The sequence below is a fragment of the Curtobacterium sp. B18 genome, from assembly GCF_000333375.1.
GTDB lineage: Bacteria > Actinomycetota > Actinomycetes > Actinomycetales > Microbacteriaceae > Curtobacterium.
Window position 1 is genome coordinate 1 of the sequence record NZ_BACZ01000063.1, and the last position, 15,624, is coordinate 15,624.

The window sequence follows — 15,624 nt, forward strand, 5'->3', positions numbered from 1 at the left end:
CGACCCGGACGAGCCGATCGGCATGTCGATCCCGTGGTCCGCGCCCGAGGTGCTCATCGACGAGTCGCGCGGCACGATCCAGTCCGAGGTCTACTCGCTGGCCGCCACGGTCTTCTCCCTGCTCGCCGGTCGCAGCCCGTTCGAGGTCCGCGGTGGCAAGAACGGCGCGGCCGACCTCATGGGCCGGATCGACAAGGGCGGCGTGAAGCCGACCGGCCGGACCGACGTCCCGCCCTCCCTCGAACGTCTGCTCGCGGCCGCGATGTCCCGCAAGGTCGCCGGGCGGCCCACGACGGTGATGGAGCTCGTCCGCGGCTTCCAGCAGGTCGAGGCCGAGCTCGGCATCACGCAGACGTCGGCGGACGTGGCGGTCGAGGTGTGGGCCGTCGCGACGCCCACCCCGGCCGGCGACCGGACGATGATCCGTGAACTCCAGCCCCCGACCCGGGTCGGGGCACGCCGTCGGACCCGCAAGGCGGTGCAGGGTGGGTCCGCGGTGTCGGCGGGGCAGAGCGTCGGCACGGTCCACCGCACCGGCTCCGTCACCCGCGCCCGTCGTCGGACGCGTTCGACCCTGGTCTGGGCGACCTCGATCGCGGTCGTCGTGGTCGCCGCCCTCGCCGTCGCCACCGTGCTCGTGATCGGGCGGCTCGGTTCGGGTGCGATCCCGGTCGTCGCCGACGTCCGAGCCGAGCCGTCGCCGTCGTCCGTCACGTTCACCTGGGCGGACCCCGGACTGCGCTCGGGCGACACCTACGTCATCTCGTCGAACGGCGCCGCCAGCCAGCAGACGGGCACCAGCTTCGTCGTCTCCGGGCAGAAGGGCGACGAGGAGTGCATCGCCGTCGCGGTCAACCGTGACGGCAAGACCGGGGTCGCGAGCGCACAGAAGTGCGCCACGATCGGGAGTGCCGGGTGATCCGGGCCTTCCTCGCGAAGCACCGGTCCGCAGCGGTGACGGTTGGCGCCTCGGTCGTCGTCGGTGCGGTCGTCGCGACCGCGGCCGTCGTCTCCAGCGGGTACCACACGCAGCGGGTCGACCTCGGCGACGGCACCGTCTGGGTGCCGTCCGCCGAGTACGGGGCGGTCGGTCGTGCGAACACCGGAGTGCTGCAGCTCAACACCGCGGTCGAGACCGCGAGCGACGACCTGTCCGTCCTGCAGCGCGGGTCGACGGTCTACAGCGTGGACGAGACCAAGGGCACCGTGGCGAAGGTCGACGTCGCCGACGCCACGGTCGCCGATCCCGTCACACTGCCGGCCGGGACCCCGCAGGTGTTCTTCGCCGGGTCCACGGCGGTGATCGGCAACGGTGACACCGGCGAGCTCTGGGCGACGCCCGCGAAGGACCTCGGCGAGTTCGACGCGTCCACCAAGGCCGACCTCACCCTCGGTGCCGATGCGGTCTTCGACGCCTCCGACGAGCACGTCGCCGTCTACTCGCCGCGGACCGGCTCCGCAGCGCTCGTCGACGTGGGCACCACGCCGACCGTCGCGAAGCGGTGGACCGTCAAGATGGATCGTGCCGACGACTTCCAGGTCGCGTCCTTCGGGGACCACCTCGCGGTCCTCGACCGCACCTCGGGCCGGATGTCCGTGGACGGTCGCACGGTCGAGCTCGGTGACCGGGTCGGCAGCGCACCCGCCCTGCAGCACTCGGCCGACGACGCATCCGAGGTCGTCGTCGCCGGCACCGCCGGGCTCGTCCGGGTCTCGGCCTCCGGGGACGTCAGCTCCACCGCGCTCCAGGTGTCCGGCCGGGCCGCGCGACCCACCGTCGTGGGCACCTGCACGTACGCGGCGTGGGCCGGCGGGCAGGCCATGGACACCTGCAGGGGATCCGGGCTGCAGCGGCTCCAGAGCACCGCGGGGACGGGCGACCTGCAGATCCTGCACAACGGCGAGACGGTCGTCGCGAACGACCCGCAGAGCGGACGCTCCTGGGCGATCGACCGCAGCGGGCAGCTCATCGACAACTGGGCCGACCTCATCAAGAAGGACGAGGACCAGCAGCAGGAGCAGGTCTCCGACGACGACCCCGAGGTCGAGAAGGACCAGAAGCCGCCGGTGGCGGTCGACGACGACCTGGGCGCTCGTCCTGGACGCACCACGAGCCTCCCGGTCCTCCTGAACGACTACGACCCGAACGGTGACCCGATCATCGTGAGCGAGGTCGGCACCATCGACGACGCGATCGGCAAGGTGGCCATCGTCGGCGACGGACAGCGGCTGCAGATCACCCTGTCCGGGCGTGCAACGGGCACCGTGTCGTTCCCGTACACGATCACCGACGGCAACGGCGGGTCGGACACCGCCACGGTGCGGGTCACCGTCCGGCCCGAGTCCGAGAACGAGGCACCCCGTCAGGTCCGCGACACCTCGGCCGACGTCGTGCAGAACGGCCACGTCGTCTCCGACGTGCTCGGCGACTGGGTCGACCCCGACGGCGACCCGGTGTACCTGAAGTCGGCGACCGCAGCGGACGGGGACCGGGTGTCGACGACGCCCGATGGCCTGCTCGACTACCGCAACACGAGCGCGCGCACCGGTGACCGTGCGGTCCAGCTGGTGGTGAGCGACGGACGTGCCGACGGACGGGGCTCGGTCACGATCCACGTCGCGAAGCAGGGGAGCGTGCCGCTGTACGCCGACCCGTTCCCCGTGCGCGGCTACGCGGGCAAGGCCTTCACGGTCGACCCGCTCGACCACGTCCGCGGCGGCAACGGCACGGTCACGCTCACGAGTGTGTCCTCGTCGACCGGCCTGACGGTCACCCCGAGCTACGACTCCGGGACGTTCCGGGTCCAGGGCGCCGGTGCGGGCGAGCACCAGCTCGAGTACACCGTGACCGACGGCACGAAGACGTCGAGCGGCATCGTGCGCGTGACGATCCTCGCCCCGCCGGACGCGTCGACCGCGCCGATCACGACGCCGAAGACCGTGTTCGTCAACACCCTGTCGACGAAGGACACCGATGTCACCGCCACCGACACCGACCCGGCCGGCGGCGTCCTGCTCGTGACCGCGCTCGACGGGCCCGAACGCGGCTCCGGCGTCGAGGCGAGCATCCTCGACCAGCACACCGTGCGGGTGACCCTCACCGCGCCGCTCGACGGACCGGTCTCCTTCGGCTACACCGAGACGAACGGTCTGGCCTCGGCGACCGGAACGATCACCGTGGTCGAGATCCCGAAGCCGGACCGGATCCAGCCGCCCGTCGCGCAGCCGGACAGCGCGACCGTCCGCGTGGGCGACGTCGCGAACATCGACGTGCTCGACAACGACACGCAGCCCGAGGGGGAGCCCCTCACGCTGCAGCCCGACCTCGTGCAGAACGTGCCCGGTGACGGCGGCCTGTTGTTCGTCTCCGGCGACCACCTGCGGTACCTCGCGCCGACTACCCCGGGCAACTACACCGCGGTGTACCGGGTCGCCGGACCCGACGGGCAGTACGCCGACGCGACGGTGTCGATCTCGGTGCGCGAACGCGACGCCGCGACGAACAACCCGCCCGTCCCGCAGACCGTGACCGCGCGGGTCGTCGCCGGACAGTCCGTCCGCGTGTCGATCCCGTTGAACGGCATCGACCCCGACGGTGACTCCGTGCAGCTCGTCGGCGTCGCGTCCAACCCCGACAAGGGCTCCGTCGCCGACGTCTCCACGGACGCGTTGACGTACGAGGCCGGCGACTACTCGGCGGGAACCGACGAGTTCACCTACACGGTCGTCGACGCCCTCGGCGCCCGCGCGACCGGCACCGTGCGCGTCGGCATCGCGCCGCGGGCAGAACAGGCGTCGAACCCCGTCGCCGAGGCCGACCACGTGACGATCCGTCCGGGTGGATCGGTGACCGTGCGGGTGCTGCAGAACGACTCCGACCCCGAGGGCGGCCAGCTGACCGTCACGAAGGCCGAGCCCACCGCCGACGGCGTCTCGGCGAAGATCCTGCAGAAGCAGCAGATCCGGGTGACGCCGCCCAAGTCGGCGAAGCGCGGCGACTACGCGGTCCTGTACACGGTGACGAACGAGAACGGCGGCGCGAGCACGGCCTTCCTCACGGTCACGGTCGACCCGGACGCGCAGCCGCTCCGCCCCGAGGTCGACGACACCACGCTCGACCTGCAGGACATCCTGCACCGGCAGAGCGTGACGGTCGACGTGCTCGAGAACGTCTTCTTCGCCGAGGGGACCACCGCCGACCTCAAGGTGGGCGTCGTCGACGGGTACGGCGACAACGCCCGCACCACCGACGACGGGCGGATCGTCGTCCGGCTGTCCGACGACTCGCAGGTCATCCCGTTCTCGGTCGCCCGCGTGGACCACCCGGACATCGTCTCCTACGGGTTCATCCACGTCCCCGGCTTCGACGACGCCCTGCCCCAGGTGAACCGCACCGCCGGCGCCATCACCGTGAAGAGCGAAGCCACCGTCCGGATCCCGCTGTCGAAGTACGTCGTCACCGCGAACGGGCAGACCGCGAAGATCACCGACCGCGGCACGGTGAAGGCGACGCACGCGAACGGCCAGGGGCTCGTCGTCGACTCCTCGACGCTGCAGTTCACCTCGTCGAAGCTCTACTACGGCAACGCGTCGATCTCGTTCGAGGTCACCGACGGGTCGAACGCGAACGGCGGCAAGGGCCGGGTCGCGACACTCGTGCTGCCGATCAAGGTGACGCCCCGGTCCAACCAGCCGCCTGCGTTCACCGGCTCCGCGGTCGACATGCAGCCGGGGGAGTCGCGCACCATCGACCTCGGCAAGCTCACCGACTACCCGTACCCGCAGGACCTCCCCGAGCTCAAGTACTCGGTCGTCAGCAAGCCGAGCGACGGGACCACCGCGACGATCAGCGGCCAGACCCTGACCATCACGGTCGCCGACACCGCGAAGAAGAACACCACCGCCTCGATCGGCGTCGGGGTCGCCGACGACGCCAACGCCGGCCGGTCCGGTGTCATCACCGTGGACGTCGTCGCCTCGACGCGACCGCTCGTGCAGCCGGGAGCCGACACGTCCGTCACGAAGCGCGGGCAGACCACCACGATCGACGTCCTCGCCAACGACCAGCCGACGAACCCGTTCCCGGGCCAGCGGCTGCGCGTCGTGAACATCCGCGGGCTCGGTGGCGGGCTGCCCGGCGGCGTGACCGTCACGCCGAGCGCCGACAAGTCCCGCCTGCAGGTCAGCGTGTCGGACAACGCCAAGCCCGTCGACACGCACCTGCAGTACCAGGTGGCCGACGCGACGGACGACCCCGACCGCTACGTCTGGGGCGACGTCACCATCTCGGTGCAGGACGTGCCGGACGCACCGGGTGCCCCCACCCGCACCGGCTCCTACCAGGGCGGGCAGGCGACCCTGACCTGGTCGACGCCGCAGGCGAACAACTCGCCGATCACGGGCTACCGACTGCAGGGCACCAACGGGGTCGCGAAGGACTGCGGGACCGCGACGGTGTGCACGATCACGGGTCTCGACCCGAAGGGCTCGTACCAGTTCTCCGTCGTGGCGACCAACGCGGTCGGCGACTCGGACGCCTCGGCGAACTCCAGCCCGATCAGCGCGGACTTCGTCCCCGCACCGCCGACGGGCATCGCCGTCACGCCGAGCACGAGCACGCCGAACCAGCTCGACGTGCAGTGGAACGCGGTGCCGGCGCCGAACAACGGCAGCGCGGTGGACAACTACGTCGTCTCGATCGAGGGCCCGGGTCTCTCCACCACGCGGAGCACCGGCACGGCGACGAACACGTCGTTCACCGGCGCACAGAGCGGGGCCAAGTACACCGTGACGATCTCGGCCCGGAACGGCGCCGACCGCAACGGCACGGTCGTGCAGTGGAACTCGGCGTCCGGGAGCGGCTCCGCCGTGGGGTCACCCGCGACGCCGAACCTCACCGCCACGGGCGACCGGAGCGGCTCGAGCACGGCGGTCTCCCTGAACGCCACCGAGTCCGACTGGGCCGGCGGAACGCCCTCGTGGAAGATCGCGAAGTACGCCGCGAGCACGCCGATCCCGTCCGGCTGCTCCACCGACGGCGCCGAGCGGGTGTGGAACACCAGCAGCGCATCGGACACGATCACGAGCCAGTACCGCTACGTCGCGTACGCCGACAACGGACTCTTCTGCTCGGCGTCCCAGCCCGCGAGCGTCGAGGGCTTCCAGACACCCGATGCCCCCACCGGCAGCGTGAGCGTCGACGCCGATGGTCGAAACCCACAGACCTTCGTGATCACCGCGACCGCGTCCGGATCGACCCGCTACCTGTACTACTCGGTCAACGGCGGAACGCCCGTCCGGTTCAACGGCACCGCGTCGCTCGGTGCCGGCGCGGGCAACGGCATCGCCACGAGCGTCGTGTTCACCTCGTGCGCGACGGACGGTGACTACTGCGCGTCGAGCGCCGCGTCCACCGGGACGGCCTACACGACGCACGCCAGCATCGTCAGCGCGGTCGAGGGCCAGCTCCCCGTCGTCAACCCGCCCGACAACAACGGCAACGCCAGCGACGTCTACAAGCCGTCGTACAAGGTGGAGTACTGCACGAGGCAGCTCCTCGGCACCTACAGCTGCACCGAGGACAAGCCGGACAACGGCGGCAAGTACTCGTTGAGCGACACCGTGCCGTCGGGGTTCGATGCGATCCGGGTGACCGCTACCGTCAACGGGAACACCGATCCGCGCCCGGACACCTTCGACATCACCCCCGCCTCCGGCACCTGAGTCCCGTCCCCACCCTGCCCTACGCTGCCCCTACTGCCATCCCCGAGAACGAGGAACGACACCGCATGAGCATGACCCCGGAGCAGGCCACCTGGTTCGCCGACGTCGCAGGCCGCATCGTGACCAACGTCGAGCAGGTGCTCCTCGGGAAGACGTTCGTGATCCGTCTCGCGGTCACGGCGATGCTCAGCGAGGGGCACCTGCTGCTCGAGGACGTCCCCGGCACGGGCAAGACGAGCCTGGCGCGCGCGATGGCCCAGAGCGTGCAGGGGTCGACGAACCGCATCCAGTTCACGCCGGACCTGCTGCCGGGTGACATCACGGGCATCAGCGTCTACGACCAGAAGACCCAGGAGTTCGACTTCCACCGGGGCCCGATCTTCTCGAACATCGTGCTGGCTGACGAGATCAACCGTGCAAGCCCGAAGACGCAGTCGGCACTGCTCGAGGCGATGGAGGAGTCCGCGGTCACGGTCGACGGCGTCAACCACCGACTCGCTGCGCCGTTCATGGTGATCGCGACGCAGAACCCCGTGGAGCAGGCCGGCACGTACCGGCTGCCGGAGGCCCAGCTGGACCGCTTCCTGATGAAGGCGTCGATCGGCTACCCGGACCACGCGGCGACGGTGAAGATCCTCGAGACGTCGTCGGCGCCGTCGAGCTCGGTCCCGCTGGCGAGCGTGGTGCCGGCTGCGACCATCACCGAGATGGCGACGCTCGCGCGGTCCGTCCACGTCGACCCGACGATCGCGGACTACGTGGCCCGGCTGGTGGACGCGACGCGCTCGGCGAGCGAGGTCCGGCTCGGCGTCAGCGTCCGCGGCGCCATGGGCCTCATGCGCGCTTCCCGTGTCTTCGCCGCGCTGACCGGCCGTCACTACGTGACACCGGACGACGTGAAGGCCCTCGCGGTGCCGATCCTGGCGCACCGCCTGGTGCTCGACGCCGAGGCCGAGTTCGACGGCGTCAGCGCGACGAGCGTCATCGCACAGCTGTTGGTCGAGACCCCGCCGCCGGCGGACCGGGCCGCGTCGTGACCGACCGCCGGCCCGTCTCGACGCGTTCGCGCCGTCCGTCCTCGACGCGGTCGCGTCGCGGTTCGACGGCGTACGAGCGCACCGGGACGGTCGCCGGCCTCACCAACGTCCGCACACGCCTGGTCGGGGACCGTGACGGCGTGGCAGCGGATGCGGTCGTCGGTCTCGCACGGGCCTGGTCGACGGCCTGGAGGCTCGTCAAGCGCGGGTGGGCAGAGGTCTCGTCCGTGGTCACCGGCCTGGGATGGACGGTCGCCGCGCTCACGCTGGTCGCCTTCGTCGTCGGGTACCGCTTCGGCCTGCGCGAGGTCGTGGTCGTCGGCTTCGCCGGGGCACTCCTCGTGGTGGTCGCCGCGGTCGCGCTGATCGGTCGGTCGCGACTCGTGATCCGGATGCGTCTGCCGCAGCACCGGGTGGCGGTGGGGGATGCGGCCGGCGTGGTCGTCACGGCGGAGAACCCCGTGCGGTTGCCGTCGGTACCGACGACGGTCGAGGTGCCGGTGGGCTCCGGCCTCGTGGACGTGGCGATCCCGTCGATCGGCCCTCGCGGCACGTTCGAGCGCGAGGTCCCGGTCCCGACCGTCCGGCGCGGCGTGCTGGACGTCGGTCCGGTGACGGGTGTCCGAGCGGACCCCGTCGGGCTGGTCCGGCGCGAGATCGTGTGGACGGCGCGGGAGCAGGTCATCGTGCACCCCCGGACGATCGCGATCCCGTCGACGAGCACCGGCCTCGTGCGCGACCTCGAGGGCCAGGCCACGACCGACCTGTCCCCGTCGGACATCGCCTTCCACGCCATCCGCGAGTACATGCCCGGCGACGACCCCCGCACGATCCACTGGAAGTCGACCGCGAAGTCCGGTGCGCTCATGGTGCGCCAGTTCGAGGACACGCGGCGCTCGCACCTCGTGGTCGCGCTCGGCCTGTCGCGCGCCGAGTTCGCCGACGACGAGGAGTTCGAGCTCGCGGTGAGCGCGGCGGCGTCGCTCGGGGCCCGGGCGATCCGCGACGGCCGCGAGGTCACGGTCGTGGTGTCGGAGCGGACGCCGGAGTTCGCCAAGCGCCCGGTGTACGCCGTGCACCCGCTGCCGACGGTGACCCCGACCCGCCTGCTCGACGAGTTCGCGTCCGTCGGACTCGCCGACGCCTGCCTGCCGATCGCCGAGGTCGCACGCATCGTCGGGACGGACACCGCCGGGATCTCGGTCGCCTTCCTCGTGGTGGGCTCGACGGTCGAACTGCCCGCGCTGCGCCTCGCCGCGACGCGGTTCCCGATCGGGGTCGAGGTCGTCGCGGTGATCTGCGAGCCCGAGGCGCAGCCGCGGTTCCTCCGCGTCGCCGGCCTCACGGTGATGACGATCGGCTACCTGGACGACCTCCGCTACGCCCTGCACCGATCGGCGTCGGCGGCATGAGCGTCGCAGCGGGCCCGGAGACCCGGGCACGGAAGACGGTCCGGCGGGACGCGCGCCGGGACGCCCGTCGCTTCGCACCCTCGCGGCTCGTGGGCGGGACGCTCGCGGTGTGGTTGGTCCTCGCCGTCGCGAGCGTGGCGTGGTGGCCGGTCTACCGGGACGACGCGATGGTCGTCGCCGCCGTCACCGCGGTCGTGTCCGGCACCCTCGTCGCGCTCGTCGGCACGGTGTTCCGCCTGCCGACCGCGGTCGTGGCGGTCGCGACCGTCGCGGTGTTCGCCCTCACGGGCGTGCCGGCCGCGGTGCCTGGTGGCGCGAACGGCGTCCTGCCCACGGGCCAGGGCCTGGTCGACCTCTTCGCCGGCGTGGCGCTCGGCTGGAAGCAGCTCGTCACCATCAGCCTGCCGGTCGGCTCCTACGAGTCGCTGCTCGTGCCGTACTTCGTGACGATGCTCGTCGCCACCGTGACCGGCGTGAGCGTGGCGACCCGCGCCTCCCGGCAGGAACTCGCCAGCATCCCGGCGCTGGTCGTCTTCGCGGCCGGTGTGGTGGTCGGACCCGCTCGCTTGGACACGTCGATCGCGACGGCCGTCGCGCTCACCGGGATCGCCCTGGTGTGGGCGTTGACGGTTCGGCACGCCCGGCGTGCGGTGGCCGTCGCGACGACCATCGGGGCCCGTGTGCCGGTGGCGCGGTCGGTGCTGCGTCCGGCCCTCGTCGGGACGGGGACGATCGTCGCGGCGGCCGTCGTCGCCACGGGGCTCGGCCTCGTCGCGCCGCCCTCGGTCGGGCGGACCGTGGCCCGGACCGACGTCGTGAAGCCCTTCGACCCGCGCGACTACATCAGCCCGCTCAGCGGCTTCCGCGCCTACGAGGAGGACACGGCGTCGGACACGGCGCAGCTGACGGTGACGGGTCTGCCCGAGAACGGGTTCGTCCGGATAGCCACGCTCGACACGTACGACGGCGTCGTCTACCGCGTGGGCGGGTCCGACGGCGCCGCGGCGTCGGGCACCTTCGAGCGCGTCCCGACCTCGGTGGACGTCCGCGGTGTCGACGGCACGACCGTGCGCGTCGGTGTCCGGGTCGACGGGTACCGCGGGGTCTGGCTGCCGACGGTGGGTGACCTCGAGCGCGTCGAGTTCTCGGGCTCCGACGCCGAGCAGGAGCGCGGCGCGTTCTTCTACAACGGCTCGACCGGCACCGGCGCGGTGGTCGGGGGTGTCGGCGAGGGGACTCGCTACGACCTCACGGCCGTCCTGCCCGAGCAGCCGACCGACGAGGAGCTCGCCTCGGCCCGTCCGGGCAGCGCCTCGGTACCGACGCCGCGATCGGTTCCCGATGCCATCCGGTCCACCGTCGAGGCGACCACGGCCGACGCGGGCACCGACGGGGCGAAGCTCGTCGCCGCGGTGGAGGCGCTGAAGCGCAACGGGTACGTGAGCCACGGCGTGGGGGACGACCGGGCGAGCCGCTCGGGGCACGGAGCCGACCGGATCCAGGAGCTCCTGACCTCGCCGCTGATGATCGGTGACCAGGAGCAGTACGCGGTCGCGGCTGCGCTGATGGCCGACCAGCTCGGCTTCCCGGCGCGCGTCGTGATGGGGTTCACCGCGGGCGGCGACGCCGGCGGCGGGACCGGAGCGGACGCGACCTCCGGCCGGACGACGACGTTCCGCGGGTCCGACGTGACCGCACGGATCGAGGTCGACACGGCGCAGTGGGGCTGGGTCATGATCGACCCGAACCCCGCGGTCCGCGAGATCCCGAACGAGCAGCAGCAGACGCCGCAGCCGGTGACGCGACCCGAGACGGTCGTTCCGCCGCCCCCGGCCGAGCAGCAGGACCAGTCGCAGCAGGCGCCGCCGCAGAGCGACCGCAACACGCCACCCGTGCAGCCGCTCTGGCTGCAGATCCTGCTCGCGGTGCTGCCGTGGCTGCTCGCCGTGCTGGGCCTCGCCGCGCTCGTGCTGCTGCCGTTCGGCGTCATCGTGCTGCTCAAGCGCATTCGTCGCCGTCGTCGTCGTCGAGCCCCGACGCCCCGGGGGCGCATCGTCGGCGCGTGGGACGAGTACCGGGATGCCCTGGTCGACCGCGGACACGACGTCGCGCGGTCGGCGACCCGACGGGAAGCGGTGGTCGGAGCGCCGGGCGAGGGCGGCACAGGCCTCGCGGCCCTGGCCGACCGGTCGGTGTTCGGCCCGAGCGACGCCGACCGGACGGCGGCCGACCGGATGTGGTCGGCGACGGACGACGCGATCGCGAGCCTGCGTGCCGGGCGGACCCGCAGGGAGCGCTTCCGCGCGGCGGTGTCCCTGCGGTCGCTCCGCGTCGTCGACGTCGCGCGGTCGCGGGGCGGGTCGGTCGCCTCCGCGGTGGTGGCCCGGGGGCGACGGTCCACAGGCGGACAGGGAGCCGGTGGGGGGCGCGGCTACGATGGCGTGCAGGCCGGCGAGCGTCGTGGACGGCCGAGTGAGGACAGGCGGAACACGTGATCAGATGCGAACACTGCGGATCGACGCTCCCGGACGGAGCCATCTTCTGCGGTGAGTGCGGACGTGCCGTGACCGCAGCGGCGAGTCGGCGCCCGGTGGCGACGACCCCGATCGAGCAGGCCCCGCCGCCGCCGCTGCAGCAGCCTGACCTGCACGGGCGACGTCAGGATCCGGCGGCCGAGGCGTGGCTCCCCGAGTCGACCCTCGACCCGGCGACGCGTGCGTGGCTGACCGGTGCCGAGCGCGGGAGCGCCCAGCAGCCGCCGGCCGTGCCGGTCCAACGCCCCGACGACCTCACCCCGCGGACGGCTCCGAGCCACGTGCACGGTGCCGGGACCGGTCTGCCCGACTGGTCCGGACAGTCGACCCCGGGCGGCCACACCGCGCCGGCGAACCCGGTGGATCCGGAACGCTCCGGTGCGTCCGACGCCCCCGGTGCTGTCGGGGGGATCGTCCCTGAGCAGCCCGCCGGGTCCAGGGCGCCGCGCGCACCCGAGATCCCGGCAACTCCGCAGCCGCCCGAGCCGCCGCTCGACCCCAACGCGTACCCGTCGGTCCCGGCCGAGGGGGAGGACCCCGAGGTCACCCGTCTCGCCGAACGCTCCGCACAAGCGCCCGAGGCCGCGGCCCCGCGCTGGTCGCCGCCGACGGAACAGCCCGCTGCGCCCGCGCCGTCCGGCCCCTCGTGGTGGGTCGGCCGGTCGGGTGCGACCAACGACTCGACAGCGGCCACCGGGGGGTCCACCGGCGTCACCGCGGATCCGACGTCCGGTGCCGATCGAGCGACCGACGACCGTGCCGTTCCCGGTGCCGTCGTCTCGCCGCCGCAGCCCGGGGACACCGCGGTGGTCGAGCCGCTGGCCGACCGGCGTCCGCCCCGCCCCGCGCCCCTCGTGACCCCGGGGTCGCAGGCGACGACGTGCCACGTGTGCGGGAACCTCCTCGAGCCGGACGACATCTTCTGCGCCGAGTGCGGCGCCGTGCGACCGGCGGTGACCGCGGCGTTCACCGGTCCGATCGTGCCGCTCCCGATGGCCCGACCGGACTGGGCCGCCGACGATTCGCAGCCCGCGACCGGCGACGACGCCGGCCCGGACGCCGACGGCCCGGACAACGACACGCCGGACGGCGACACGCCGGACGCCGACACCCCGGTCGGCGACGCCCCGAGCGCTGGTGCGCTGGACGGTGCTGCCCCGGACGACGACGGCCCGAGCGGCGACGCCCCGGACGCCGCCGCCGTGGACAGCCTCGGCTCGACTGACCGTGGCGCGGACGGCCTCGGCTCGGCCGACCGTGGCGCGCACGGCCGCGCCCCGGAGACCGACGCGACGGACGTCCAGGAACCCGTCGGGGGCACCGGTGTGCTGCCGACGTGGGTGAACGGCGGGGACGCCGTCACCACGGACGACGCCGCACCCTCCGATGTCGATGCGGCCGAGCGCCCGCGTGGTCTGCACGCCGCCCCCGATGCCGGGACCCCGGTCCGAGGCGCGTCGTTCCTCCCGCCCGTTCCCGGATCCGCGACCGTCCCGTCGTCGGCACCGTCGGCGGCGGACACTGGCGCGATCGGTGTCCCGTCCGCAGCACCCCTGCCGCCCCTGCCCGGGGTCGACGCACCCGCGCTGCCGGACACCGTCGCGACCGACGCCCCGACGAGCGCCGACGGCGACCTCGAGGACGACGTCGACGAGACCCGCATCGTGTCCGCGACGCCGACGCACGCGCCCTTCGTGCTGCACTTCAGCACGGGCGAGCGCTTCGGCGTGCACGGTACCGGCCTGGTCGGTCGTCTCCCGCGCCCGCAGCCGGGGGAGCGGTTCGACGACCTCCTGACCGTGCACGACCCCGGCAAGTCGGTCTCGAAGACCCACCTCGAGCTCGGCCGCGACGGCGACGACCTGTGGGTGTCCGACCGGTTCTCCGGCAACGGCACGGTCGTCCGACACATCGACGGGTCGATCCGACGCTGTGAGCCGGGTCGCCGGTACCGGGTCGAGCGTGGCGCCCGTGTGGACATCGGGGAGCAGTTCTTCCTCGTGCAGTGACGTCGGGAGCGTCCTCGTCCACAGGGACGTGGCGCTCACTGCTGTCCACATTCGAGCCACGCCGACGTGGTCGGGTCGTCGCCGTGTGGTGACCTGGGGTCATGACCCCGCTCGTCGCCCGCACCGCACTGGTCGGGGTGGCGACCGTGCTGGTCGCGGCCGGGGTCCTCGCTCCGGTGGCGGGGACGACGCAGGCGGTGCTGCTCGGGGCTGCCGGGTGCTGTGCGGTGCTCGACGTCCTCGTGGTCCGGACGGACCGGGTGCGTCGCGATGACCGGGGAAACGCCGGGTCACCCGTCGCCGTGGTCCACCCACCGGAGCGCACCGCGGTCGGACGGACGGTGTTCGACCGGAACCCGGGGCACGCCCCCTACCGGGCCCAGGGGCACGCCCCCGATCCGGACGCCCAGGTCCAGGGGCACGCCCCTGACCCGGACGACCGGGCGCCGGGTCTCACCAGGGACCCGGATCGCGCGCCGTCGGCTCTGCCCGGAGACGACGCGCCGCCGACCGACCGACCGCCGATCCTGCTCGGGACGACACCGGGCGGTCGCGACGTCACGTTCGACGACCGCGCCCAGGCACACATCGTCGTCGTCGGCACCGGGGTCCTCGCGCTGGCCGTCTTCCGCGCCGTCGCGGCCCAGGTCCACGTCGCCGCCGGGCCCACGGCCGAGGCCCGGTCGGCGAGCAGTCCGGACCTCCGGTCTGTGGTGGCACCGGGCGACGTCCCGTGCCCTGCGCTGCCGACCGACACGGCGGTCGTGGTCGTCGATCACGGAGCCGCGCCGGACGGACCACCGCCGGGCCGGCCAGCACGGACGACCGTCGTGCTCGTCCCCGGGCTGAGCGTCCTGCCGCGCCGGTGGGACGTCGCCGTCGAGGTCACCCGACACGGCTGCACGGTCCGCGACCACGGCGAACGTCGAGGGATCCCGGTCTCGCCGACGCTGCCGCGGCTCGGGGACGAGGGACCGAAGCCCGGAACGCAGGCACCGCGGCCCGGAACGCCGGCACCGCAGCCCAGAACGCAGGCACCGCAGCCAGCAGCGCCGTGGCCGCGGCTCGGGGCGCCGCAGTGACCCCGGCGACCTCAGCGCAGGCCGGAGCCGACCCGGAGCGACCCCACCGGGACGCCGCCACCGAGCACCTGCTCGCCCGTAGCAGCCATGACGTCCGCGACACCGGCCGCGTCCACGATGCCGTTCCGCTCGAGCAGGGTGAGTGCCGCGAGCGTCCCGGACCGCTGTGCGCCGTCGAGGGTCTTGACCGCGACCGCTGCACCACCGGGGAGCCCCATCACCATCACACCCTCGGCACCGAGCTTCGCGAGCACCCGGAGCCGCTCGATCGTGACCGTGTTGGCGCGCCCGATGCCGTCGATCGCCCACGGGTGGTCGAGCACCGCGTCGGTGAGCGCCGCGGTGTCGGACTCGGCCCGTGCGACGACCCCGGCGAAGCCCCGGGCGAGTCCGACGAGCGTCAGGGGGAACACCGGCGCGCCGCACCCGTCTGTCCCCACGACGTCGACGGTCTCGTGGGTGAACTCCTCGACGGTGTCGCGGACCCGTTGCTGGAGCGGGTGCGTCATCTCGAGGTACGTCGCCTCGTCCCAACCGTTGACCCGGCAGGCCGCGAGCATGCCGGCGTGCTTGCCGGAGCAGTTCATCGCCAGGCGCCGCGGCTCGGTCATGGTGCGGGCGGTCGCGCGGTCGAACGGCATGTCGGGCGGGCAGCCGAGGTCGGCCTCGACGTGGTCGTACGACTCGAGCATGTGGCGTGCGAGGGCCTGGTGCGCGGGCGTGCCGGCGTGGCTGGCGGTCGTGAGCACGAGTTCCTCGTCGGAGAACACGGCTCCGGCCCGGCGGAGGGCCAGTGCCTGGCACGGCTTCATCGTCGAGCGCGGGTA

At 73.1% G+C, this 15,624-nt stretch carries 8 protein-coding genes and 1 pseudogene; 8 read left to right on the forward strand and 1 reads right to left on the reverse strand.

Features of this window, described 5'->3' with window-relative positions; genetic code table 11:
- The 8 genes and pseudogenes from I5E_RS01655 to I5E_RS20915 all read left to right on the forward strand — a co-directional run.
- Positions 1–919: serine/threonine protein kinase (locus I5E_RS01655; protein ID WP_022905463.1), on the forward strand; the 919-nt coding region annotated here is incomplete at its 5' end.
- On the forward strand, positions 916–6,723 hold the full coding sequence (locus I5E_RS01660) for an Ig-like domain-containing protein (RefSeq protein ID WP_022905464.1): 5,808 nt from the start codon (positions 916–918) through the stop codon (positions 6,721–6,723). The genes I5E_RS01655 and I5E_RS01660, both read left to right, overlap by 4 nt.
- Positions 6,724–6,788: 65 nt before the next feature.
- Complete coding sequence (locus I5E_RS01665) at positions 6,789–7,760, forward strand: AAA family ATPase (protein WP_022905465.1); 972 nt, start codon at positions 6,789–6,791, stop codon at positions 7,758–7,760.
- A gap of 140 nt (positions 7,761–7,900) precedes the next feature.
- Positions 7,901–9,172, forward strand: a complete 1,272-nt coding sequence (locus I5E_RS01670) for a DUF58 domain-containing protein (RefSeq protein ID WP_261974835.1) — start codon at positions 7,901–7,903, stop codon at positions 9,170–9,172.
- Positions 9,169–11,667 carry a transglutaminaseTgpA domain-containing protein gene (locus I5E_RS01675; protein ID WP_022905467.1) on the forward strand — a complete coding sequence of 833 codons (2,499 nt, stop codon included), beginning with the start codon at positions 9,169–9,171 and terminating at the stop codon, positions 11,665–11,667. Before I5E_RS01670 ends, I5E_RS01675 begins: the two co-directional genes overlap by 4 nt.
- Positions 11,664–11,732 (forward strand): annotated as a pseudogene (locus I5E_RS26850) (zinc-ribbon domain-containing protein); the annotation flags it as partial. The gene I5E_RS01675 and the pseudogene I5E_RS26850, both read left to right, overlap by 4 nt.
- A gap of 30 nt (positions 11,733–11,762) precedes the next feature.
- Entirely contained in the window at positions 11,763–13,715 is a 1,953-nt protein-coding gene (locus I5E_RS24120) for an FHA domain-containing protein (RefSeq protein ID WP_022905468.1), read from the forward strand.
- Positions 13,716–13,816: 101 nt separating this feature from the next.
- Complete coding sequence (locus I5E_RS20915) at positions 13,817–14,797, forward strand: hypothetical protein (RefSeq protein ID WP_022905469.1); 981 nt, start codon at positions 13,817–13,819, stop codon at positions 14,795–14,797.
- Between the two features lie 11 nt (positions 14,798–14,808).
- On the opposite strand, the gene I5E_RS01695 is transcribed toward I5E_RS20915, so the two are convergent.
- The coding region (locus I5E_RS01695) for an asparaginase (RefSeq protein WP_022905470.1) at positions 14,809–15,624 on the reverse strand (816 nt) is incomplete at its 5' end.